The 23921-nt window shown below is 61.3% G+C and carries 24 protein-coding genes and 1 pseudogene; 16 read left to right on the top strand and 9 right to left on the bottom strand.

What is annotated here, in order from left to right; translation table 11 throughout:
- Positions 1–83: 83 nt before the first annotated feature.
- The 8 genes from gshB to rsmI all read right to left on the bottom strand — a co-directional run bounded on the left by gshB (position 84) and on the right by rsmI (position 7368).
- Entirely contained in the window at positions 84–1034 is a 951-nt protein-coding gene (gene gshB, locus AC1D3C_RS18625) for a glutathione synthase (protein ID WP_477483914.1), read from the bottom strand.
- A gap of 74 nt (positions 1035–1108) precedes the next feature.
- Entirely contained in the window at positions 1109–1612 is a 504-nt protein-coding gene (locus AC1D3C_RS18620; protein ID WP_477483913.1) for a cupin domain-containing protein, read from the bottom strand.
- 107 nt (positions 1613–1719) lie between these two features.
- Positions 1720–2820 carry a sn-glycerol-3-phosphate import ATP-binding protein UgpC gene (locus AC1D3C_RS18615; protein ID WP_247136142.1) on the bottom strand — a complete coding sequence of 367 codons (1101 nt, stop codon included), beginning with the start codon at positions 2818–2820 and terminating at the stop codon, positions 1720–1722.
- Between the two features lies 1 nt (position 2821).
- Complete coding sequence (ugpE, locus tag AC1D3C_RS18610; RefSeq protein ID WP_038548528.1) at positions 2822–3670, bottom strand: sn-glycerol-3-phosphate ABC transporter permease UgpE; 849 nt, start codon at positions 3668–3670, stop codon at positions 2822–2824.
- A 9-nt stretch (positions 3671–3679) separates the two neighbouring features.
- Positions 3680–4564, bottom strand: coding sequence for a sn-glycerol-3-phosphate ABC transporter permease UgpA (ugpA, locus tag AC1D3C_RS18605; RefSeq protein WP_247031573.1), 885 nt, complete (start codon positions 4562–4564; stop codon positions 3680–3682).
- A gap of 77 nt (positions 4565–4641) precedes the next feature.
- On the bottom strand, positions 4642–5964 hold the full coding sequence (gene ugpB / locus AC1D3C_RS18600; protein ID WP_247031575.1) for a sn-glycerol-3-phosphate ABC transporter substrate-binding protein UgpB: 1323 nt from the start codon (positions 5962–5964) through the stop codon (positions 4642–4644).
- 113 nt (positions 5965–6077) lie between these two features.
- Positions 6078–6467, bottom strand: coding sequence for a YraN family protein (locus tag AC1D3C_RS18595; RefSeq protein ID WP_247136144.1), 390 nt, complete (start codon positions 6465–6467; stop codon positions 6078–6080).
- On the bottom strand, positions 6448–7368 hold the full coding sequence (gene rsmI / locus AC1D3C_RS18590) for a 16S rRNA (cytidine(1402)-2'-O)-methyltransferase (RefSeq protein ID WP_477483912.1): 921 nt from the start codon (positions 7366–7368) through the stop codon (positions 6448–6450). Before rsmI ends, AC1D3C_RS18595 begins: the two co-directional genes overlap by 20 nt.
- Before the next feature lie 269 nt (positions 7369–7637).
- On the opposite strand from rsmI, the gene dnaN reads away from it, so the two are divergent.
- The 7 genes from dnaN to AC1D3C_RS18555 all read left to right on the top strand — a co-directional run bounded on the left by dnaN (position 7638) and on the right by AC1D3C_RS18555 (position 12695).
- Positions 7638–8756: a DNA polymerase III subunit beta gene (gene dnaN, locus AC1D3C_RS18585; protein ID WP_477483911.1), complete on the top strand. Its 1119-nt coding sequence runs from the start codon at positions 7638–7640 to the stop codon at positions 8754–8756.
- Positions 8757–8883: 127 nt separating this feature from the next.
- Positions 8884–9477, top strand: a complete 594-nt coding sequence (gene pmtA, locus AC1D3C_RS18580) for a phospholipid N-methyltransferase PmtA (RefSeq protein WP_477483910.1) — start codon at positions 8884–8886, stop codon at positions 9475–9477.
- A 2-nt stretch (positions 9478–9479) separates the two neighbouring features.
- Positions 9480–10073 carry a histidine phosphatase family protein gene (locus tag AC1D3C_RS18575; protein ID WP_477483909.1) on the top strand — a complete coding sequence of 198 codons (594 nt, stop codon included), beginning with the start codon at positions 9480–9482 and terminating at the stop codon, positions 10071–10073.
- Positions 10070–10762, top strand: a complete 693-nt coding sequence (gene pyrF, locus AC1D3C_RS18570) for an orotidine-5'-phosphate decarboxylase (RefSeq protein ID WP_477483908.1) — start codon at positions 10070–10072, stop codon at positions 10760–10762. Before AC1D3C_RS18575 ends, pyrF begins: the two co-directional genes overlap by 4 nt.
- A gap of 150 nt (positions 10763–10912) precedes the next feature.
- Complete coding sequence (locus AC1D3C_RS18565) at positions 10913–11200, top strand: DUF1330 domain-containing protein (protein WP_247136149.1); 288 nt, start codon at positions 10913–10915, stop codon at positions 11198–11200.
- Between the two features lie 102 nt (positions 11201–11302).
- The gene (locus AC1D3C_RS18560; RefSeq protein ID WP_477483907.1) at positions 11303–12283 is read left to right on the top strand and encodes a complex I NDUFA9 subunit family protein; all 981 of its coding nucleotides are present in this window, start codon (positions 11303–11305) and stop codon (positions 12281–12283) included.
- Positions 12284–12542: 259 nt separating this feature from the next.
- Positions 12543–12695, top strand: coding sequence for a hypothetical protein (locus AC1D3C_RS18555; protein WP_007763306.1), 153 nt, complete (start codon positions 12543–12545; stop codon positions 12693–12695).
- 149 nt (positions 12696–12844) lie between these two features.
- Here AC1D3C_RS18555 and AC1D3C_RS18550 read toward each other — a convergent pair.
- Positions 12845–13645 (bottom strand): annotated as a pseudogene (locus tag AC1D3C_RS18550) (undecaprenyl-diphosphate phosphatase); the annotation flags it as partial.
- Between the two features lie 155 nt (positions 13646–13800).
- Here AC1D3C_RS18550 and AC1D3C_RS18545 point away from each other — a divergent pair.
- The 9 genes from AC1D3C_RS18545 to AC1D3C_RS18505 all read left to right on the top strand — a co-directional run bounded on the left by AC1D3C_RS18545 (position 13801) and on the right by AC1D3C_RS18505 (position 23893).
- On the top strand, positions 13801–14493 hold the full coding sequence (locus tag AC1D3C_RS18545) for a glutathione S-transferase family protein (protein ID WP_007775165.1): 693 nt from the start codon (positions 13801–13803) through the stop codon (positions 14491–14493).
- Complete coding sequence (gene queG, locus AC1D3C_RS18540; RefSeq protein WP_477483906.1) at positions 14474–15649, top strand: tRNA epoxyqueuosine(34) reductase QueG; 1176 nt, start codon at positions 14474–14476, stop codon at positions 15647–15649. The genes AC1D3C_RS18545 and queG overlap by 20 nt, the downstream gene beginning before the upstream one ends.
- On the top strand, positions 15649–16521 hold the full coding sequence (locus AC1D3C_RS18535; RefSeq protein WP_038549981.1) for an SDR family oxidoreductase: 873 nt from the start codon (positions 15649–15651) through the stop codon (positions 16519–16521). Before queG ends, AC1D3C_RS18535 begins: the two co-directional genes overlap by 1 nt.
- Positions 16522–16903: 382 nt before the next feature.
- Complete coding sequence (locus AC1D3C_RS18530) at positions 16904–17314, top strand: septal ring lytic transglycosylase RlpA family protein (protein ID WP_247031595.1); 411 nt, start codon at positions 16904–16906, stop codon at positions 17312–17314.
- A gap of 97 nt (positions 17315–17411) precedes the next feature.
- Positions 17412–18701, top strand: coding sequence for an RsmB/NOP family class I SAM-dependent RNA methyltransferase (locus tag AC1D3C_RS18525; RefSeq protein WP_477483905.1), 1290 nt, complete (start codon positions 17412–17414; stop codon positions 18699–18701).
- A gap of 134 nt (positions 18702–18835) precedes the next feature.
- Positions 18836–20113 carry an imelysin family protein gene (locus tag AC1D3C_RS18520; RefSeq protein WP_247031599.1) on the top strand — a complete coding sequence of 426 codons (1278 nt, stop codon included), beginning with the start codon at positions 18836–18838 and terminating at the stop codon, positions 20111–20113.
- A gap of 51 nt (positions 20114–20164) precedes the next feature.
- Positions 20165–21703, top strand: a complete 1539-nt coding sequence (locus AC1D3C_RS18515; protein ID WP_477483904.1) for a di-heme oxidoreductase family protein — start codon at positions 20165–20167, stop codon at positions 21701–21703.
- On the top strand, positions 21703–22806 hold the full coding sequence (locus tag AC1D3C_RS18510) for an imelysin family protein (RefSeq protein WP_477483903.1): 1104 nt from the start codon (positions 21703–21705) through the stop codon (positions 22804–22806). Before AC1D3C_RS18515 ends, AC1D3C_RS18510 begins: the two co-directional genes overlap by 1 nt.
- Positions 22807–22810: 4 nt before the next feature.
- Positions 22811–23893 carry a DUF1513 domain-containing protein gene (locus tag AC1D3C_RS18505; protein ID WP_477484027.1) on the top strand — a complete coding sequence of 361 codons (1083 nt, stop codon included), beginning with the start codon at positions 22811–22813 and terminating at the stop codon, positions 23891–23893.
- Positions 23894–23921 lie beyond the last annotated feature (28 nt).

Below are 23921 nucleotides of genomic sequence, written 5' to 3'. Positions count from 1 at the left end.
CTTCACGCATCCGCTGCGAGTGGGTTGCAGGCGGTTGTATCGTGAGAACAAAAGCGAACCGTATCCGAAACGCCCTGCCTTCATCAGGCGCGTTTTGCCTCGATTGCATCCCAGAGGAGGCTTGCGACGTCGGCGCCGCCGAACTTCTTGACTTCGCGGATGCCCGTCGGGGATGTGACGTTGATCTCGGTCATGTAGTCGCCGATGACATCGATGCCGACGAAGATGAAGCCGCGTTCGCGCAGGGCGGGTCCGATGCGGGAGCAGATTTCCTTCTCGCGCGGCGTGATCTCGGTCGCCTCGGCGCGGCCGCCGACATGCATGTTGGAGCGGCTGTCGTGTTCGGCGGGAACCCGGTTGATCGCGCCGACCGGCTCGCCGTCGACCAGAAGGATGCGCTTGTCGCCCTTGCGCACGGCCGGCAGATAGGCCTGGGCGATATAAGGTTCGCCGCGATACATCTGGCCAAACATTTCGAGCAGCGACGTGAAATTGCGGTCGTCGCGGGCGGAATGGAAAACTCCGGCGCCGCCATTGCCGTAGAGCGGCTTCAGGATGATATCGCCCATCTCCTCTCGGAAGCGGGCGATTTCGCCCGGATCGCGGCTGATCAGCGTTGCCGGCATCAAATCGGCAAATTCGGTGACGAAAATCTTCTCCGGCGAGTTGCGCACCCAGGCGGGGTCGTTGACGACAAGCGTTTTCGGGTGGATGCGCTCAAGCAGATGGGTCGAGGTGATGTAGCCCATGTCGAAGGGCGGATCCTGGCGCAGGTGAACGACGTCCATCTCCGACAGATCGATGCGCTCCTTGTCGCCGAGCGTGAAATGATCGCCCTTGACGTCGCGCACCTGCAGCGGTTCGACGGCAGCGAAGATCTTGCCGTCGCGCATGGTCAGGCGGTCGGGGGTATAGTGAAAGAGTTCTAAACCACGCGCCTGCGCTTCGAGCGCCATGGCGAAGGTGGAATCGCCGGCAATGCTGATGCCGGAGATATGGTCCATCTGGAACGCGACCTTGCGGATTTTCGCCATGACTTCAGCCCCCTAGGATTGGCCCGCCTGATGTAGGATGGCGAGCCCCCAAAGGCAACTGCAATCGGCCGATATCACGCGGAGATGCCGACCTGCGTCTTTGCCCGCAACATGTTGCGCAGGCGGAAAAGCATGGCGATCGGCTTCGGGAAAGGCCGGCGGATGAAGGCGACCTTCTTGAGATAATTGTCGATGCGCCAGGTGGCCCAGGTCCGGCCCTTGAAATAGCCGACATCGCCTGCCGTCAGCGTGCGCTGCGTGCCGTCATCGGCAGTCACATGCACTTCGCCCTCAAGGATCACCACCGTTTCGTCCCAATGGAAGTACCAGCGGAACTCGCCGGCCGTGCATTCCCACACACCGGTCGTCGCGCAATCGTCTTCTGCAGTGGAGTGGGAGGCGGCGCGCGCCCGCGGATCACCGGCGAGCACCCATGTGGGCTCGATCGGCATCGGCTTCATCTCCAGAGAATGCGGACAGGCACCGATGAACGCCTTAACCTTCGGCTTCTCCGGCACGTCTGACTTATATCTGAATGCGAGTGCCGCTGCGGTCGCGGCGAGGACGTGCCAACTCATCTTTCCCCCAAAAGCTGCCAACTCCGGGAAAATGTAGCGGCAAAGAGTAAGGCTGCTGTTCAGGCCGATCGTACAATTTTAACGATCGGCCTGATTTCGCGCTCTCTTTAGAGAACCGGTTCGACCGGCGCGAGCTTTGCCTCCGCCGGTACGTTGCCCGGCAGCCGCTTGCCCGTATCGAGCGAGAAGAAGTGCAGGCGCTTGGCATCGACGGCGATGCGCATTTCCGCAGAGAGCGCAATCTCCGGCGAAACGGCGGCAGTGATCTGCTGATCGCCGACGGTGCCGTGGATCAGTCGCTGGGCGCCCAGTTCCTCGGTATATTCGAGGCGGAAAGGCAGAGCCTCTTCGTCGTCGCGCGCGATGCGCAGATCCTCGGCGCGGACGCCGACGGTAACGGCGCCCGAAGTCGGCGCGAAACCGTTGAGGCTGATCATCGCCGGGCCGATCGCCAGCTTGTCGCCATGCAACTCCCCCTTGACGAGGTTCATGGCCGGCGAACCGATAAAGCTTGCCACAAAGGTAGAGGCGGGTGCGTGGTAAACTTCCAGCGGCGCACCGATCTGCTCGATCTCTCCCCCGTTCAGAACGACGAGGCGGTCGGCGAGCGTCATGGCTTCGAGCTGGTCGTGGGTGACGTAGATCGACGTGGTGCCGAGGCGGCGCTGCAGGCGCTTGATTTCGCCACGCATGGAAACGCGCAGTTTCGCATCGAGGTTGGAGAGCGGCTCGTCGAACAGGAAGGCTGCCGGCTTGCGCACGATGGCGCGGCCCATGGCTACACGCTGGCGCTGGCCGCCGGAAAGCGCGCGGGGCTTGCGCTCCAGATACTGGGTGATCTCCAGCATGCGGGCGGCTTCGGCGACACGCGCGTCGATCTCAGCCTTCGGCGTACCGCGGTTCTTCAGACCGTAGGCCAGGTTGTTATACACCGTCATATGCGGATAGAGCGCGTAATTCTGGAACACCATGGCGATATCGCGCTCGGCCGGCTCGACCTCGTTGACGACCCGGCCGGCGATTTTCACTTCGCCCGCGGAAATGGCTTCCAGCCCCGCGACCATGCGCAACAGCGTGGACTTTCCGCAGCCAGACGGACCGACAAGGACGATGAACTCGCCATCGGCTATGTCGATGGAGACGGAGCTTACCGCCTTTACGCCGCCGGTATAAACCTTTGAAACCTCTGAAATGTGAATGCCAGCCATGTTATTTCTCCGTTTCAGTAAGCCCGCGGATGAACAACCGCTGCATGAAAACCACGACGAGGATGGGGGGAAGCATGGCGAGTACGGACCCTGCCATGACGAGTTGCCACTCGATGACGCCGTCCTGCGCCGTGACCATGCGCTTCATCCCCATCATCAGCGTGTAATAACCGGGGTCGGTGGTCACCAGGAGCGGCCAGAGGTACTGAACCCAGCCATAGATGAAGAGGATGACGCATAGCGCGCCGATATTGGTGCGCGAGAGCGGCAGCAGAATGTCCCGGAAGAACTTCATAGGGCCGGCTCCGTCCACACGGGCCGCTTCCAGAAGTTCGTCCGGGACTGTCATGAAGAACTGGCGGAACAGGAAGGTCGCCGTGGCCGATGCGATCAGCGGGACGGTCAGACCGGCCCACGAATTCAACATGCCGAGGTCGGCAACGATCTTGTATGTCGGCATGATGCGCACCTCGACCGGCAGCATCAGGGTGACGAAGATGATCCAGAAAGCCAGTAGCCGGAAAGGAAACCGGAAATAGACGATCGCAAAGGCGGAAAGGATCGAGATGGCAATTTTTCCGACCGTGATCGTCAACGCCATGATCAGAGAGTTCAGCGCCATGTGCGAATAATTGGGCAGGCCGTGAGCGGCCGCGGCGCTCGTCAGAATGGTCGAATAGTTCTCGATGAAATGCGAGCCCGGCAGAAGCGGGACCGGCCCGCTCATCAGCGTCGAGACGTCATGGGTCGACGCCATGATCGCGACATAGACCGGCAGCGCGACCACCAGAAATCCCAGGATCAGGAATGCGTGGGTGAGGAAAGTCAGGAAGGGGCGGTTTTCAACCATGATCGTTCCTCAATACTGGACGCGGCGTTCGACGAAGCGGAACTGAACAAAGGTCAGCAGCATCACGATCAACATTAGCAACACCGACTGCGCCGAGGACGAACCGATGTTCAGACCGACGTAACCGTCCTGATAGACCTTGTAGACGAGCGTGGTCGTCGCCTGCGCTGGCCCGCCGCCCGTCGTGGCATCCACGATCGGGAAGGTGTCGAACATCGTGTAGTTCACGTTGATGATGAACAGGAAAAACGTCGTCGGCGACAGAAGCGGCAGAGAGATGGTGAAGAAGCGCCTCACCGGGCCCGAACCGTCGATCGCGGCAGCCTCGATCAGCGACTGCGGCACCGACTGCAATCCAGCCAGGAAGAAAAGGAAGTTGTAGGAGATCTGCTTCCAGGCTGCCGCAATGATGATCAGGATCATCGCATGCGTGCCGTTGAGATCATGGTCCCAGCGAATGCCGACGCGCTCAAGGAAAAAGGGCAGCAGACCGGTGGATGTATTGAAAAGAAACCACCACAGGACACCCGCCACGACAGGGGCGACGGCATAAGGCCAAACCAGCAGGGTGGTATAGATTCTGGCGGATCGCGTCACGCGGTTGACCGCGGCCGCGAATGCAAGGCCGAGCATCATCGAAAGGATGGTAACGGACACCGCGAATACGGCGGTGCGCCAGAGAGCATCCAGATAGTTCGGGTCCTCGATCAGCTGCCGATAATGGGTCAATCCGACGAAAACGGTAGAGAAACCAAAGGGATCTTCCCGCTCGAATGAAGACTTCACTGCCTGCGCGGCAGGCCAGATGAAGAAGACGAGCGTGATAGCGAGCTGGGGCGCGAGCAGCAAATAGGGCAGCAGGCGGTTATTGAAGGTTGTTCTTTTGGTATCCACCGTTCCCTCACCACAACGTAATAAGCAAGCAAGGGAGGGCCGGCGGTAGCCGGTCCTCCCTGCGGAGATCGGAACGATCAGTTCGAGTTGGCCGCCTCGAATTCACGCAGAAGCGCATTGCCGCGCTGCACTGCGCTGTCGAGCGACTGCTTGGCGTCCTTCTTGTTGGCGAGGAGTGCCTGGAACTCCTCGTCGATGATGGTGCGGACCTGGGTAAAGTTGCCGAACCGCACGCCCTTCGAATTTTCCGAGGGAGTACCGCGAGTGATCTGCTTGATGGCGATGTCGGAGCCGGGATTCTTTTCGTAATAGCCCTGCTTCTGGCCGAGTTCGTAAGCAGCATTGGTGATCGGCAGATAACCGGTGAACTGGTGCCAATCAGCCTGGACATCCGGCTTGGAGAGATAGCTGAAGAACTTGGCTACACCCTTGTAGGTCGCCTTATCCTTGCCGTTCAGCACCCAGAGGGTGGCGCCGCCGATGATGGAGTTCTTCGGCTCCTTGATCTCATCGTCGTAATAAGGCAGCGGAGCGAAGCCCGGCGTGAAGTTCTTGGCGTTGTTGATGACCCCGGCGCGGCCTGCGGAGGAGTTCATCGTGATGGCGCATTCCTGCGAATAGAACATGGTCGCCGCCTGGTCGCCACCGACCGGGCCACCATATTTGAACAGGCCTTCGTCCTGCCATTTCTTCAGGTTTGCCCAGTGCTTGACCTGCAGAGGACCGTTGAAGGTGAATTCGGACTTCACGCCGCCGAAACCGTTCTGCAGCGTGCCGAAAGGCTTGTCATGCAGCGCCGAAAGGTTTTCGGTCTGGACCCAGGTAATCCAGGCTGAGGTGAGGCCGCACTTGGCAGCGCCGGAGGAAACGATCTTCTTCGAGAACTCCTCCACTTCCTTCCAGGTCTTCGGGGCAACTTCAGGATCAAGGCCGGCCTTTTTGAAGACGTCCTTGTTATAATACATGATCGGAGTGGAGGAATTGAAGGGCAGCGACAGGATGTTGCCCTTCGTATCGGAATAGTAGCCGGTGACCGGAGCCAGGAATGTCTTGGTGTCGAAGGGTTCGCCTTCGTCCGCCATCAGCTTGTATACAGGATAGACGGCGCCCTTGGCAGCCATCATCGTGCCGGTGCCGACTTCGAAGACCTGGACGATAGCCGGTTGCTGGCCAGCGCGGAACGCGGCGATCGCGGCGGTCAACGTTTCCGGATAACTTCCTTTATAGACCGGAACGACTTTGTAGTCGGACTGGCTCTCGTTGAATTTCTGAGCGATTTCTTCAAGCTTCTTGCCGAGTTCGCCACCCATGGCATGCCACCAGGTGACTTCCGTCGCGGCAAGCGACGACGTTGCCGACAGCGCGACCGCGAATGCGGCCATTGAGAGTTTTCTCAACATTATTATTTCCTCCACCTTGATTGGTGTCGGCCCCCAAATAGGGTCCTCCCATGACACCACCGTTACAGTTTTATGTCATTTTTCTAACAGAGCAAGGACACTTGATTTGTTCGTTAGAATGCGTCGGGAAAATGCCGCGGCAGACGCCCTGGAAGCACTGCAATAATGTCGTAGCGCTGCGAAAGCGTCGCTACATGCTTCCGCTTCGAAAGCCACAGCGCGCTTGCCGCGCGAATACGGTTCTGGGTCATGTAGCCGACTGCGTCGATGGCTTCGCTTTCGCCTCTGCGCGCCTTGACCTCGACGAATATAACAAGGTCCCCCTTGCGGGCTATAAGATCGATCTCGCCGATCTTTGTGCGATAGCGAATGGCAAGGATGCGGTAGCCCTTCACAAACAGATAGAGCGCGGCGAGATACTCGGAGAGATGGCCTCTTTTATAAGCCTTCTGCCGCTCGGCCTTTCGCCGGTTCAGGCTGTTGTCATTGCGCTCCGCCGCCATCCTCGCCCTTCAACTCCAGGAGCCGCTGATAAAGAACCTTGCGGGCAAGTCCGGTGAGCCGCGCAGCCTCGGCAGCGGCTTTCGCGGCTGGCATAGAGGTTGAAAGCCGGCGCAGCAGCACGTCCACCTCGACTTCGCCGGGAGGCTCCTCGGCCTCGGGCGGCGCCAGAAGCAGCACGATCTCGCCCTTCACCACGCGGTCGTCGTCGTAATAGGCGGCGAGTTCCTCCAGGGTACCGCGGCGGAACTCCTCGAAAGTCTTGGTCAATTCGCGGCAGACCGTTGCACGCYGGCCAGTTCCGAGCACTTCGGCGGCAGCGGCGAGCGTCGCGCCGATACGATGCGGCGACTCGAAGAAGATCAATGTCGCCGGCACTTTCGAAAGCTCGGCCAGCCGGTCGCGGCGGCCCTTGTCCTTGACCGGAAGGAAACCGGCAAACAGAAACGCGTCGGACGGCATGCCGGAACCGACGAGCGCTGCGAGCGGCGCAGAGGCGCCGGGGATCGGCACGACCTTGTGGCCGGCCTGGATCGCCATCTGACCGAGCCGATAACCGGGATCGGAGACCAAGGGGGTGCCGGCATCGGAGACCAGCGCCACGGACTTTCCTTCTTCCAAAGCCGCGATCAGCTTCGGTCCGACCTCGTCGGAATTGTGCTCGTGGTAGGCATAGGGCCGGTTGACGATGCCGTAGCGGTCGAGCAGGACGCGGGTTACTCGGGTATCCTCGCAGGCGAGCACATCGGCGCCGGAGAGTGTCTCCAGCGCCCGCAGCGTGATGTCGCCGAGATTGCCGATCGGGGTCGCGACCAGATAAAGCGCCGGCTCCAGCGGCCGGGCGGGCACGAAAGTATTGGCGACGCGATAGCCGCGCTGGCTGCTCTTCAGGTCATCGGTCAAGGGGCGTCACGCACAAAAGGATGGTCATGTGCCTTTATGGGCAAGCCGGCGGGCTTCGGCAAGTAAAGCCCAAGCTGTTGAGAACGCATATTTTCTGTGTGAAGCGCGCAAGACAGATGCGAAATGACTTGCTAACGCCTTGTTCACCTCTTGCTTTTCGAACGGGTTGTCTGCCATTTTGCCGGTCCACATCATCCGGCTGGCCCAAAGCCGGCAGAATATCAGGGTCCGGCCCTGCCGGATCGCCACGGTCGAAAGCGATTGCGTCCATGCGTATTACTCTTGAGCGGTCAAACCTTCTGAAGTCGCTGAACCACGTGCATCGCGTGGTGGAGCGACGGAACACTATCCCGATCCTCTCCAACGTGCTGATGCGCGCGTCCGGCGCCGGTCTCGACCTGAAAGCGACCGACCTCGACCTCGAAATCACCGAAGCCCTTCCGGCCATGGTCGAGACTGCCGGCGCCACGACGGTTCCGGCGCACCTGCTTTACGAAATCGTCCGCAAGCTGCCGGACGGTTCCGAAGTACTGCTCGCCACCAATCCGGACGGCGGCTCCATGACGGTGCAATCCGGACGTTCGAAGTTCTCGCTGCAGTGCCTGCCGGAATCGGACTTCCCCGACCTCACCGCCGGCAGCTTCACGCATACGTTCAAGCTGAAGGCGACCGATCTGAAAATGCTGATCGACCGCACCCAGTTCGCGATCTCCACCGAGGAGACCCGCTATTACCTGAACGGCATATTCTTCCACACGATCGAAGCCGATGGGGACCTGAAGCTTCGCGCAGTCGCGACCGATGGTCACCGCCTGGCCCGCGCCGATGTGAAGGCGCCATCGGGTTCCGAAGGCATGCCGGGCATCATCATTCCCCGCAAGACGGTCGGCGAACTCCAGAAACTGGTCGATGATCCGGAATCGGTGGTCACGGTCGAGGTTTCGGACGCCAAGATCCGCGTCACAATCGGCTCGATCGTCATGACCTCCAAGCTGATCGACGGCACGTTCCCGGATTACCAGCGCGTCATCCCGACAGGCAATGACAAGGAAATGCGCGTCGATTGCCAGAGCTTTACCAGGGCTGTCGACCGCGTCTCGACCATTTCCTCCGAGCGCGGCCGTGCCGTGAAGCTGTCGCTGACAGACGGCCAGCTGATGCTGACCGTCAACAATCCGGATTCGGGCAGCGCCACGGAAGAGGTTGCAGTCGGTTACGACAACGATCCGATGGAAATCGGCTTCAATGCCAAATACCTGCTCGACATTACCGCCCAGCTTTCGGGCGACGACGCAATCTTCATGCTGGCGGATGCCGGTTCTCCGACATTGGTACGAGACACTGCGGGCGACGACGCGCTCTATGTCTTGATGCCGATGCGCGTTTAACATCAGCAAAAGGCAGGCGGCCGGAAACTCCGGCCGCCTTTTTCATACGGTTTTCCCAGGTGCGACATTTTTCCTTGCTTTTGCGGCATTGGCGTTCCACATGGGGCAAAAGGGAGAGGATAAAAAAATGGACCTGCGCTTGAAGGAGCGGCTTGGCCGCAAGTTCGACGATGAGATCCGGTTCTTCAAGGGTTGGATCGATGGCCCGAAACGGGTCGGCGCGATCTGCCCCACCTCCTCCGTCACCGCCAAACGCATGGCAAGCGTCATCGACACGGCCTCCGGCCTGCCTGTCCTCGAACTCGGGCCCGGCACCGGCATCATCACCAAAGCGATCCTGAAGCACGGTATCTCGCCGGAAAACCTGGTCTCGATCGAATATTCGACCGATTTCTTCCAGCATCTCGTCCGCACCTATCCGGGCGTCAAGTTCGTCAATGGCGACGCTTTCGATCTCAGCCGCACTCTCGGCGCCTTGAAGGACACGACATTCGACAGCGTTATTTCGGCAATCCCGCTTTTGAGCTTCCCGATGGAGCGCCGCATCGCGCTGCTCGAAGACCTGCTCGACCGCATCCCCGCCGGCCGGCCCGTGATGCAGATCACCTATGGCCCCGTCTCGCCGATCATCGCCCAGCCCGACCGCTACCGGATCAAGCATTACGATTTCGTCGTCCGCAATATTCCGCCGGCGCAGCTCTGGACCTATAGTCGCGGCTGACCATGGCATTCGGCCTCTACATCACCCATCCGCAGGTCCGCATCGATGCGAACGTGCCGGTGCCTCGGTGGGGGCTCTCCGACGTTGGCGCCGCCCGCGCTCGCGCGGCCGCCCAATCCGAATGGGCAAGGAAACTCGGCCGGATCATCTCCAGCGACGAGGTGAAGGCGATCGAGACTGCCGAAATCCTCAGCCTCGCCTCGGGCATTTCGATCGAGATCGCCGAGGACACCCATGAGAACGATCGCTCGGCGACAGGCTTTCTGCCGCCGCCGCAGTTCGAGTATGCGGCCAACTGGTTTTTCGCCCATCCGGAAGAGAGCTTCAAGGGCTGGGAACGCGCCGTGGATGCGCAGAGCCGCATCGTCTCGGCGGTCACCAGAATTCTTGCCGAGCACGACCCGAGCACGCCGATCGCCTTCGTCGGCCATGGCGGCGTTGGAACGCTGTTGAAATGCCACCTCACCGGCTCGCCGATCGCTCGCGACCGGGACCAGCCGGGCGGCGGGGGAAATCTCTTCTGCTTCACCCTTGCGGATCGGACGCTCTCATGCGACTGGACGCCCATTGAAAAATGGGAAGGGTTCCAGGCATGACAGCTCGTGATCGCCTCATCGTAGGCCTCGACATTCCGACCATCAGCGAAGCCGAAAAGATGGTCTCCACGCTCGGTGACACCGTTTCCTTCTACAAGATAGGCTATCAGCTCGTGTTTGCCGGCGGTCTCGAACTTGCACGCGATCTGGCAGAGGATGGCAAAAAAGTCTTCCTCGACATGAAACTGCTCGACATCGACAACACGGTCGCGAAGGGCGTCGAGAACATCGTCAAGATGGGCATGACCATGCTCACCCTGCACGCCTATCCGAAGGCGATGCGCGCCGCTGTCGAGGCGGCCAGGGGTTCGGACCTCTGCCTGCTCGCGGTCACCGTCCTGACCTCGATGGACGAAACGGACCTCGTCGATGCCGGTTACGAATACGATCCGCACACGCTGGTTCTGCGACGCTCCGAACAGGCGCTGGCTGCCGGCATGGACGGTATCGTCTGCTCGGCCGAGGAGTCAGCTGCGGTTCGCAAGATTGTCGGCCCTGATCTGGCGATCGTCACGCCCGGCATCCGCCCTGCGGGTTCGGAAGCGGGCGACCAGAAGCGGGTGATGACGCCGGCCGACGCATTGCGCGCCGGATCGAGCCATCTGGTCGTCGCCCGCCCGATCGTCAAGGCGCCGGATCCGAAGGCGGCGGCGCAAGCCATCCTCGCCGAGATGCAGGGCGTGCTCTGATAATCCGTCGTTGCCGGAGAGATATCCTGCCGGTCGTGATCCGGGATGAGTCCCGGTGGCCGTCGGACAGGTACGCAACGCCCGCCATATTGACTCGCCCGGGAATTTGCCGGAAGTCGTCCTAACTGAAAACACGCTGGAGGAGATACCATGGCCAAGGGATATTGGGTCGCTCGCGTCGATGTCCGCGACGCGGAACGCTACAAGGATTATATCGCAGCGGCCACGCCCGCTTTCGAGAAATACGGCGCCAATTTCCTTGCCCGCGGCGGCGCCATGGCGGCGATGGAAGGCAAATCCCGCGCCCGCAACGTCATCATCGAATTCCCGTCGATGCAGGCCGCCGTCGACTGCTACAATTCGCCCGAATACGCGATCGCCATCAAGATCCGCCAGGAAGTGGCGGATGGCGAAATCGTCGTCCTCGACGGCCTTTAAGAACCGGTTATCGCGGGCGGTGCGGCAGTGGAGACACTTCCACCCGTGCCGCGATTCGGTTAAACAGCACTCATCTCGTCCCACAGGCTCCCGGAGCACGCCATGACCATCAACAACCTTCCGCCGCTCGTCACCGTTTTCGGAGGATCGGGCTTCGTCGGCAGGCATGTGGTGCGTACGCTTGCCAAACGCGGTTATCGCGTCCGGGTCGCCGTTCGCCGCCCGGATCTTGCCGGTTTCCTGCTGCCCGCCGGTTATGTCGGGCAGATCTCGCTGGTCCAGGCGAACCTGCGCTACCGCCAATCGGTCCTGAAGGCCGCCGAAGGCGCTTCGCATGTGGTCAACTGCGTCGGCATTATGTTCGAGRGCGGCCGCAACACGTTCGATGCGGTCCAGGATTTCGGCGCTCGCGCGGTTGCCGATGCGGCACGTGCTGCCGGCGCCAGACTTACCCATATTTCCGCGATCGGCGCCGATGCCAATTCGCAATCGTCGTACGCCCGCAGCAAGGGCCGCGCCGAAGCGACTATCTTCTCAACGCTGCCGGATGCCGTGATCCTGCGGCCGTCGATCATGTTCGGCCCGGAAGACAGCTTCTTCAACAAGTTCGCCTCGATGGCCCGCACCTTCCCTGCGCTGCCGCTGATCGGCGGCGGCAAAACGAAGTTCCAGCCGGTTTATGTGGAGGACGTCGCCGAAACCGTCGCCCGCTCCGTCGACGGCACGATCGCGTCCGGCAAGATCTATGAGCTCGGCGGCGGCGAGGTCATGACCTTCCGCCAGTGTCTCGAAACGATGCTGCGCGTCACCAATCGCAGCAATGCGCTCGTCTCGCTGCCCTTCGGCATCGCATCGCTGATCGGCAGCATCGCGTCGTTGATCCCTTTCGTCCAGCCGCCGATCACCAGTGACCAGGTGAAGCTCCTGAAAATCGACAATGTCGTTTCCGATGCGGCCGCCACGGAAGGCCGCACGCTACAGGGAATAGGCATCCGCCCGACGCTCGCGTCCTCTATCTTGCCATCTTACCTTGTGCAGTATCGCCCGCAGGGCCAGTACACAGGCTCTGGCCGCGCGGCCTGATATCATTAACCATATCCAGCAATTTGTTTCGCTTCGACATTCCGGTCGTGCCCGCTGAAAAATCGGGCACCCCTTTGTTGTCGCTCATGTTTCGGGCAAGGATAGTGGCACAAAGGTCGCAGTGGCCGAAGCAGTCGCGTTAACGGCCGGTTCAGCAAAATCCTTTATTGAATTCTTCTAATCCAACCCATAAATCCTCCCTCACCAAACAAGCGGCGCAACCGTGACGATAAAATCTTCCATCGAAAGGCATTCCTCCATGGGCAAGCCCATCGCCCTCTTTTTTGCATGCGCAGCGCTGATCATCCTCGCGGGCTCGTTCATGGCTCCGACGACGGGCGCAGCCGGCAAGAGCGAATGCACGCCCGCATACGGTGTTGATCCGTGCAGCACGGCATCCATTCATCACTAAGCATCGACAAAACAAAAAGGCCGCTCCTTAGCAGCCTTTTTGTTTCATGAAGAATTGAGCGCCCTTCACTTTAGCAGTGCAGGACGCAGGGCAGTCTCGGCCGGCGCGACGGCGCTTGAGACCACGGCACTCTGATCACCGCGTTGCGGGACAGATCCCAGGGCGATCAGGCCGAGCAACAAAAATCCGAGAATGATTCTATAGATCGCGAAGATGGTGAAGCGGTTGCTGCGGATATAGGTCAGCAGCCATTTCACGGCGATGAAGGCGACGATCGTCGACACGACGAAAGCCACGCCGAGCGAAGTCCAATCCTCGTGCGCGGCGCTGCCGTCCTTGAGCGTCTTCAGCAGCTCGTAGCCGCTGGCCGCATACATGGTCGGAATGCCGACGAGAAAGGCAAACTCGGTGGCCGCGGCCCGGCTTCCGGTACCGGCCAGCATGGCGATGAAGATCGTGGCACCCGAACGCGACGTGCCGGGAAAGACGCCCGCAACCACCTGCGCAATGCCGACCAGGATCGCGACGAGCCAGGTTATCTGCGTGGAAGCCGGCCTGCGTGCAGCGGCCCATTCCGCAAAGATCATCCAGATGCCGCCGATGATGAGTGCCCAGGCAATCGGTGCCGCGTCCTCGGGAAGCGCGAAACCGAGCTTCTTCACGATCAGGCCGAGAGCCGCCGTGATCAGGAAGGCAACGATCAGCTTGGCGGCATAGTCGCGATTTGCCGGCTCCCGCCAACCGAGCAACAGGTTAAGCAGGCGACGCCAGTAGATGATGGTTACAGCGATGATGGCGCCGGCCTGGATGACGATATTGAACGTATCAGACCGGTGACCCAGCCATTGTTCCGCGATGATGAGATGGCCGGTGCTGGAGATCGGCAAAAACTCGGTAATACCCTCGATCACACCGAGAACGAGGGCGCTGATAATCGACTGATCAGCCATTCTTAATCCTTTGTTGAGCAGATAAGGACAGTTTTAAGCAGTTTATGAGCCGTTGCTTGTGTTGGACCTACCAAATCCATATAGCTGCCATATGTCACGCGGGCGCGCTACGTGCCCCATCCTTCGTATACGATATTCGTGAAGTTCAAGTATCCATGCCCACGCTCTATCATCATTCCATGTCTTCGGCCTCGCGGTTCGTCCGGCTGATTCTCGCCGAATATGGCTTCCAGGCGGACCTGGTCGAGGAGCAACCGTGGGAAAAGCGGCGGGAATTCCTGACGCTCAATCCTGCGGGCACGCTCCCGGTTTATGTCGACGACAGCATGAGAGTGCTTTGTGGCCCTTCCGTGCTCCTGGAATTCCTCGATGAAACCCACGGCGTGCTGAAGCGCGATCGCCGGTTGCTGGCGGAAGATCCGTGGCAGCGTGCCGAAATCCGGCGCCTGACGGAATGGTTCCTGCAGAAGATGGAGCAGGATGTCACCCGGCCGCTGACCCGGGAGCGGGTCTTCAAGCTGCAGATGACGACGGCTCAGGGCGGCGGCGCACCGGACTCGAAGGTGCTGCGCACATCCCGCGCGAATATCCGCCAGCATATGAAATATCTCTCCTGGCTTGCCGGCTCACGGCCCTGGCTTGCGGGCGACCGCCTGAGCTATGCCGACCTTGCCGCCGCCGCTTCGATTTCAATCCTCGACTATCTGGGGGAGATCGACTGGTCGGAGACGCCGGTCGCCAAGGACTGGTATCAGCGGCTGAAATCCCGACCCTCCTTCCGGCCGATGCTTTCCGAACGCATCCGCGGCCTCACCCCGGTATCCCATTATGCGGACCTTGATTTCTGACGCGCCCGCGCGCGAGGAAGAAAAGGCGCTCCGGCGGCGGGAGAAGCTGACTGCCTTCATTCGCGAGGAAGCGGCGGCTCAGGGCTTCGATCTTTGCCGGATTACGGGCCCGGACAGCATTCCACGGGCGCCGGAGCGGCTGGAGATTTTCCTCGCCGACGGCCACCACGGCAGCATGGACTGGATGGCAGAGACAAGGCTGCGCCGCGCCGATCCGAGGGTGCTATGGGATCAGGTGCGTTCGATCGTGATGTTCGGGCTGAACTATGGGCCGGACGAAGACCCGCGCGGCATTCTCGACAAACCCGACAAGGCCGCGATCTCCGTCTATGCGCGCAACCGCGATTATCATGACGTCATCAAGGGCCGGCTGAAGGAGATCGCCACCCGCTTTGCGGCGCGCGCCGGCGAGGACGTCAAAGTCTTTGTCGATACGGCGCCGGTGATGGAAAAACCGCTGGCGGAGGCGGCCGGGCTCGGCTGGCAGGGCAAACATACCAATCTCGTCAGCCGCACCCATGGTTCCTGGCTTTTCCTCGGCAGCCTGTTCACCACGGCAGACCTTATTATAGACGCGCCCGAGGCCGACCATTGCGGTTCCTGCCGGGCATGCCTCGACGCCTGCCCGACGGCGGCGTTTCCGGCTCCCTATCGGCTCGACGCCCGCCGCTGCATCTCTTATCTGACGATCGAACACAAAGGTCCGATCGATCCGGAATTCCGGCCGTTGATCGGCAACCGCATCTATGGCTGCGACGACTGTCTTGCCGCCTGTCCCTGGAACAAGTTTGCGGCGAGCGCCTCGGAGATGAAACTGCAGGCGCGCGACGACTTGAAGGAACCATCGATCGCGTTTCTGCTGACCCTGGACGATGCGACCTTTCGAACCTTCTTCAGCGGCTCACCTGTCAAGCGCATCGGCCGCGACCGGTTCATTCGCAACGTGCTGATCGCCGCCGGCAATTCCGGCGATGCCAGCCTCATCGGACAATGTCTCGAACTTGCGGGCGCCCCCTCGCCCGTGGTGCGCGGCATGGCTATATGGGCCCTGAAGCGCTTGATGACGGATGTGGACTTCGCGCGGTTTGCCGAGGCGCGCAGCGCCGAAGAGGATCCGGAAGTGCAGCAAGAATGGCGATTGGCGGGAGCGGTCTGATGAATGTGATGATCTTCGGATGTGGCTATTCGGGCCAGGCAATCGCCGAGGCCTTCAAATCCGAAGGCCATCGGGTCTCCGGCACGGTCAGGACGGCCCACAAGGCACTGGAACTCGCTGCCCGTGACATCAAGGCCTTCGTGTTCGACGGCAGCCCGTTCAGTGGCGAACTGCTGGCGGAGCTTCAAGAGGTGACGCATCTGGTGCAGTCGATCCCGCCCGGCACCGAGGGCGATCCACTGCTGAAGCTCGTCTCCGGACGGCTGCGTGCGCTTTGCCCGAAGCTCGAATGGATCGGCTATCTTTCGACGGTCGGCGTCTACGGCGATCATGGCGGCGGCTGGGTCACCGAGGAGACGCCGGGCAGCCCGATCCAGGGCCGGTCGATCGAACGGGTCGATACGGAAGATGCCTGGGCTACCGAAGGGCGGGCCGCCGGTCTACCTGTGGCCAGCCTGCGCCTCTCCGGTATCTACGGCCCCGGCCGCAACGCTTTCGTCAACTTGGCGCGCAGCACGGCGCGGCGCATTATAAAGAGAGACCAGGTCTTCAACCGCATCCGCGTCGAAGACATCGGCGGCGCGGCGCTCTTTCTCGCCGGAGGCAATATGGGCGGCATATATAATGTCACCGACGACGAGCCCGGTCCGCCGCAGGATGTCATCGTCGAAGCCGCGCGGCTGATGGGTGTCGAGCCGCCGCCGGAACTGGATTTCGAGACCGCTGACATGACGCCGATGGCGCGTTCCTTCTATGGCGCCAACAAGCGCGTTTCCAATGCCAAAATCCGCGCCGCGGGGTTCGAGTTCCTCTTCCCCAATTACCGTATGTCGCTCGCCGAAATGTGGACTTCGGGCCGCTGGCGAGGATAAAATTCCCATTATGAAACGGTTGAAATTTCCATCCTGATCGGTTGATCTAGTTATTATTTCTTAATACTTACGGCTGAGCGTCACAAAATTTGCCCAAATGAGGCAATAAATCACGCATCGCGACAAATTTTTTTCTGCGGTTTTCGTGATCACGGACTCCCCGCGAGTCTCACTGAAACTACATTCCGCTTTCTGACTGTTTTTAAAGGTTTTCTTCCGCAGAAGCTTAGCTGGCTTCTTAAAAAGATCAGCGGCAATCTAATCACAAATGTTACAGACTGTAATGTTCCGTGATCAAAAGCCTCACTTTTTCGCCACTTTTCGCCCCGCTTAGCCGTTTTGCACGCAACGTGCAGGGACAAAACGAACGGGGACGACCGACTTGACAACAATTCGACGCTCGACTTTCGCCGCGGCCTCCATTGCTGCTTTTGCAACTCTCGGCTCCGCGCAGGCCAATGCTGCGCCCGGGTGCGGTCACGCATCCTGGTATGCCCTCGGATCCAAGACGGCATCCGGGGAACGAATGAACCCTTCTCTCATGACAGCGGCCCACCGGACGCTGCCCTTTGGCACCAAGGTGATGGTGACGAACAAGCGCAACGGCAAAAGCGTCGTTGTGCGCATCAACGACCGCGGTCCATTCATCCGCGGCCGGGTGCTCGATGTTTCCAAGGCCGCGGCCAAGGACATCGGCATGATCAGTTCCGGTACCGCCCAGGTCTGTTACCAGATCGTCGATGCCGGCGATCAGAAGGTCGCAGGCAAGGGCCTGAAAGCGATCGACGGCTGAAGCTGTTCAGAGAGACCGTTTAGGCCGGCCTCTTGCCCTATCGCGCAATCGCGGTTACGACCCGTGCCATACGGGTGCAACCGAGACGGAGACTGACATGCGATTGGGCGGACGAATTGCCGGGGCCATAGAGGTGCTGGCCGACATCGAAGCGCGCAAACGCCCTGTCGCCGACGCGCTCAAGGACTGGGGCCTCGCCCATCGTTTCGCTGGTTCCGGCGATCGGGCGGCGATCGGAAATATCGTCTACGACGCACTGCGCATGCGGCTCTCGCATGCCTGGCTCATGGACGACGAAAGCCCGGCGGCCCTCGCTTACGCGGTTCTCATCCGGCAGTGGGGCCTGACGCCCGACGCTCTCCAGGCCGAGTTCACGGACGACCGCTTTGCACCGCCGGCTCTGACCGAGGCGAACCTTTCGTCGCTTGCCTCCCGCAATCTCGACGATGCGCCCCTGCATGTTCAGGGCGACATTCCGGACTGGATCCAGCCGTCCTTCGAAGCCAATTTCGGCGAGAACTGGCTGATTGAGGCCAAAGCGTTGGCCGGCCGTCCGACCCTCGATCTGCGTGCCAACACGCTGAAGGCATCCCGCGAGAAGGTCGTCAAGGCGTTGGAACGCTCGAACGCAAAGGCTTCGCGCATCGCCCGCAACGGCATCCGGATTGCCGCTGGCGAGGGAGCGTCCCGCCTGCCCAACGTCACCGCCGAGCTTTCGTTCCAGAAAGGCTGGTTCGAAGTTCAGGATGAAGGCTCGCAGATCGTTGCCGAGCTCGTGCAGCCCGGCGAACATCATCAGGTCCTCGATTATTGCGCCGGCGGCGGTGGCAAGACGCTCGCCATGGCGGCCGCGATGCACAACAAGGGCCAGATCCACGCCTATGACGCCGACCGCAAACGGCTGGCGCCGATCATCGAGCGGCTGCGCCGCGCCGGCACCCGCAACGTTCAGGTGCACGACGACGCGCGCCAGCTCAATGGCCTGAAAGGCAAGCTCGATGCGGTCCTGGTCGATGCCCCCTGCACCGGCACCGGCACCTGGCGTCGCCGTCCGGACACCAAATGGCGACTGACCCCGAAGAACCTCGACGAGCGCATCGCCCAGCAGCAGGAAGCGCTTTCCGAGGCTGCCGTCTTCGTGAAGCCGGGTGGTGCACTCGTCTATGTCACCTGTTCGATCCTGCCGGAGGAGAACGACGCCCAGGTTTCCCGCTTCTGTGTCGAAAACCCGGAATTTTCGATCGTCCCCGCGGCAGAGCACTGGGACAGCATCTTCGAAAAAGATGGCCCGCAGCCTCGCTCGAAAGATGCCCTGACAGTGACGCTGACGCCCGCAAGTACCGATACCGACGGATTCTTTTTCTGCCGCATGCAACGCAGAGCTTGAATGCAGCGGAAGCGAAGACAAAGTCGAGTTCTACTTTCAAATTATTCTAAACTAGATTGTTTGACACCAGTTTCCAATTGCGCGATGAACCCTCTAACGGCCGGGGAGAGATCCGGGCCGTGAAGGAGAGGGACATGATCCGCAAGACCGTTCTTGGCGCCGCCCTGGCGCTTTTCGCCGCCTCCGCGGCGTTCGTCGTGACAGAGGCGCAGGCCGCCACCACATCCGCAGCCGTTCTCAAGCATTATGCCGAACTGGCGCATGCGAAATACGAAGATTCGCTGACGACAGCGCAAGCGCTCGACAAGGCCGTCAATGCGCTGATCGCCAAGCCGAGCGACGAAACGCTGAAGGCTGCCAAGGACGCCTGGATCGCCGCCCGCGCTCCCTACCAGCAGACGGAAGTCTACCGTTTCGGCAACCCGATCGTCGACAATTGGGAAGGCAAGGTGAATGCCTGGCCGCTCGATGAAGGCCTGATCGACTATGTCGATGCCTCCTACGGCACGGAGAGCGACGAGAATGCGCTCTACACCGCCAATGTCATTGCCAACCCGAAGATCAAGGTCAACGGCAAGACGCTCAACCTTTCGAAGTTCAACGCCAAGACGCTGCGCAGCCTGAACGAGGCCGGCGAGATCGAGGCCAACGTCGCGACCGGCTACCACGTCATCGAATTCCTGCTCTGGGGCCAGGATCTGAACGGCACCGGACCGGGCGCCGGCAAGCGTCCCTATACGGACTACGACAAGGCCAATTGCACCAACGGCCATTGCGATCGCCGCGCCGAATACCTGAAGGCCGCGTCCGCCCTGCTGGTCTCCGACCTCAAGGACATGGTCACCGCCTGGGGCCCGAAGGGCAAGGCGACCAAGAACGTCGAGGCCAATTCCAAGAAGGGCCTGACCGCCATCCTGACGGGCATGGGTTCGCTCTCCTACGGCGAGCTTGCCGGCGAGCGCATGAAGCTCGGCCTGCTGCTGCACGATCCGGAAGAGGAGCACGATTGCTTCTCCGACAACACCTACAACTCGCACCTCAACGACGCGGTCGGCATCAAGTCGGCCTATACAGGCGAATATACCCGCGTCGACGGTACCAAAATGACCGGGCCTTCGCTCTCCGAACTGGTTGCGGCCACCGACAAGTCGTTGGACAGCGAGATGCTCGGCAAGCTCGACGCGACGCTCGCCGCCATGAACGCCATGGCCGACCGGGCGAAGAAGGTCGAGGCCTACGACCAGATGATCGGCGAAGGCAATAAAGAGGGCAATGCGGTCGTCCAGAAGGCGATCGACGGCCTGATCGACCAGAGCAAGAGCGTCGAGCGCGTCATTGCGTCGCTGAAGCTTGGCAAAGTGGAGCTTGAAGGTTCCGCCAGCCTCGATAATCCCAACGCCGTCTTCAAATAAGCAATGAAAAGGCGGGCCGCGGCTGACCTTCAGCCTGCGGCCCGATTTCCCATGAGAACGCCCAAGTCTTTCATCTTCCTGTTGCCGTTGCTTTCGGGCGCTTTCCTTCTCACGCCGCTGATCGCGACCAGTGGCGATGCACTTTTCCCGACCGTCCGCACGGATCTCAATCCGAAGGACCAGAAACGCGTCGAGAGCGTTACCCGCCCGACGACCGATTTCTCCAAGCCCGAGCCATTCGAGACCATGTCGGGCGGGGCAGCGACCAGCCGCGCCGACGTCAATGGCGACGCTTTTTCGCATTTCTCCGCCAACATCACCTTCGAGGAAGAAGGGACGTTCAAGCTCGGCAATGCGCTGTTTACAAAACTCTGGGTCTCGGCGCCGTCCTCGACGCAGGCGTCCGACGGGCTGGGGCCGCTGTTCAACGCCCGCGCCTGCCAGAGTTGCCACCTGAAGGATGGCCGCGGCCACCCGCCGGAAGGGGGTGCCGACGCGACCTCGATGTTCTTCCGGCTCGCCCGTCCGGCGCGCACCGACGATGAGCGCGAAGCTGTTGCCGATTACAGGAAGCTCAATTTCCCCGACGCGATCTATGGCGAGCAGTTGCAGGACCTCGCCGTGTCCGGCCTCGCCTCCGAAGGCCGGATGCGGATTTCCTACGAGGAAATCCCCGTCAAGCTCGGCGACGGCGAGATCGTCCACCTGCGCAAGCCGAGCTATTCGGTCGCCGACCTCGGCTACGGTGCTATGGAAGGCGACGTGACGTTGTCGCCGCGGATCGCGCCGCCGATGATCGGCATGGGCCTGATCCAGGCTATCCACGATGCCGACATTCTCGGCCTGGCCGACCCGGACGACAAGGACGGCGACGGGATCTCCGGCAAGCCGGCCATGGTGCGCGACCACAAGACCGGCGAGCTGAAGCTCGGCCGCTTCGGCTTCAAGGCGCAGAATGCCTCGGTCCGTGACCAGAGCTCGTCCGCCTTTGCCGGCGACCTCGGCATCTCCACTCCCGACAATCCGTTCGACCACGGCGACTGCACCAAGGCCGAGGCTGCGTGCCTCGCCATGCCGACCGGCGTGCAGCAGCGGCTCGGGCCGGTCGAAGCACCTGATCCGGTCCTGCCGCTGGTTACCTTCTATTCCGAAAACCTAGCGGTGCCGGCCCGCCGCGATATCGGCGACAAGACGGTTCTGAAGGGGAAGGAACTGTTCTACCAGGCCGGCTGCACCGCCTGCCACACGCCGAAGTTCGTGACCAGCCGCGATGCCGGCAACAAGGCGCAGGTTTTCCAGCTGATCTGGCCCTATTCCGATTTTCTGCTGCACGACATGGGCCAAGACCTTGCCGACGGCCAGCCGGTTGGCGTTGCTACCGGCAGCGAATGGCGCACCCAGCCGCTCTGGGGGATAGGGCTGACCCAAACCGTCAATGCCCACACGTTCTTCCTGCATGACGGCCGGGCGAGAAACCTCACCGAAGCCGTTCTCTGGCACGGCGGCGAGGCGCAGAAGGCCCGCGATGCCTTCGCCGCGCTCGGAAGACAAGACCGTGCCGCCCTTCTCAAATTCCTGGAGTCTCTCTGATGCGCAAGATACTCTTTGCCGGACTCGTCTCGCTGCTTCCCGCCACCGCGTTTGCGCAGGAAGGTGAACCCGCTCCCTCGGTGGATCTGCCGATGGCTGACGTCACCAAGGTGATGACGGCGGCGGTCGATGGGTTCATTCGGCCGGGCTACGACACATTCTACGCGTCCGCGGGCAAGATGACGACGGCGATGAAGGCGCTCTGCGAGGCGCCCTCCAAGACGAGCTACGATGCCGCGAAAGGCGCCTTCCGCGACGCGGCGGTCAGCTGGGCACATATCGAGGTAGTGCGTGTCGGTCCCGTCATCGAGCAGAACCGCTTCGAGCGCATCCTCTTTTATCCCGACCGCAAGAGCACCGGGTTGAAGCAGGTCCAATCGGTCCTCTCCAAGGTCGACGAGACCGCCACCGATCCCGCCACGCTCGGCACCAAGAGTGTCGCCATGCAGGGTTTTGGTGCGCTCGAATATGTGCTTTCCGGCACCGGTTCCGACGAACTACTCAAGGCGAAGAACAGTTATCGCTGCCGCTATGGCGCGGCCATCGCCGGCAATATCACCAATGTCGCCAAGGAGCTTTCCGATATCTGGGACGCGCCCGACGGCATCCAGAAGACGTGGGAACAGCCGGGGCCTGACAATCTCAATTTCCGCACCGGCGGCGAGGCGATTACCGCGCTGCTCAGCATTCTCGTGCATGGCGCCGAAGCGGTGCGTGACCAGCGGATCGAGACCTTCTACAAGGGCGCCGAAAAGGCGAAATTCCCCAAACAGGCGCTGTTCTGGCGCTCGGAAAACACCTGGGCGACCGTCAAGGGCAACCTGGAAGGTCTTTCGGCCCTGCTCGAAAAATCCGGGATGGTCGCGCTTCTCAAGGAAAAGGACCGGCCGATCGTCGCCGCCACCCAGGCGAAGCTGACGTCGATGATCGAGCTTTCGACGAAGATCACGCCGGATCTCGAAAAGGCGGTCGAGAATGCCGTCGAGCGCAAGAAGCTCGATACGCTGCTCGCGGACGGAAAGGACGTGATCACCAAGCTGAACGACGGTTATGGCGGCGCGATCGGGCTCAGCTCCGGCTTCTCGTTTGCCGACGGCGACTAAGACCATGTGGCGCGGCGAGGCCATCGACCGGCGCGGCTTTCTGAAAGCGGCGGGTGTCATTTTCACCACCGCCCTTGCGCCGCGCTCGCTGATGGCGCTCGAACGCACAGATGCGGTCTATGCCTCCGGCTTCAAGGCGCCGGATGGCTCGTTCGGCGTCGCCACCGTTTCCGAACGCGGCGAGATCATCGACCGCGTCGCCCTTCCCGCCCGCGCCCATGGCATGGCCTATAGCACCGCCACCGGCCGCGCTGTGGCTTTTGCCCGCCGTCCCGGCACGTTTGCCATGGTCTTCGATCCATCACGACAGGCCGAGCCGATCATGATCACCTCGCCGGAAGGCCGGCATTTTTACGGTCACGGCCATTTTTCACCGGACGGCCGCTTCCTCTATGCCAGCGAGAACGATTTCGATGGCAATCGCGGCATGATCGGCGTCTACGACGCCCGGGACAAATTCCGCCGCATCGCCGAGTTCGACGCGCACGGCATCGGCACCCATGACATGACCGTCTCCGACGACGGAAAGCTGCTGGTCATCGCCAATGGCGGCATCGAAACCCATCCGGATTTCGGGCGCACCAAGCTCAATGTCGACCGCATGGAACCGTCGCTGGTTCTGCTCGATGCGAAGACCGGCGCCCTTATCCAGCGGCACCGCCTGCCCGCTTCGCTGAAACAGCTCTCCACCCGCCATCTCGACATCACTGACAACGGCCGCATCTGGTTCGCCTGTCAGTGGGAAGGTGCGCGTAACGCGCTGCCGCCGCTTGCCGGCTGGTTCTCCAAGGGCGAGGACCTTTCGTTCGTCTCGCTGCCGGAGAAAACGACCGTCCGGCTTGGCAATTATGTCGGCGCTATCGCCGTCAACCGCCGTGACGGCGTCGTCGGCCTCACCTCGCCGATCGGCGGGGCCGCAGTCACCCTCGACGCGAAAACCGGGGCCGTGCTGAAGGAAGAAACCGTCCGCGAGGCCGCCGGCGTCGCGCCCGCCGCGCATGGCGTTGCCGTTTCCTCCTATGACGGGCGGTTCAACCAGACACGCAGCCAAGTTGCCTGGGACCAGCACATCGTCCGGCTGGGCTGACCTTTCCTGGCTGCCGGAGCGCCCTAAT

It is taken from the genome of Neorhizobium sp. P1_A6, from assembly GCF_056406795.1.
Note: the sequence above shows the minus strand (reverse complement) of the source record. Positions and strands in the feature narration are given on the sequence as shown.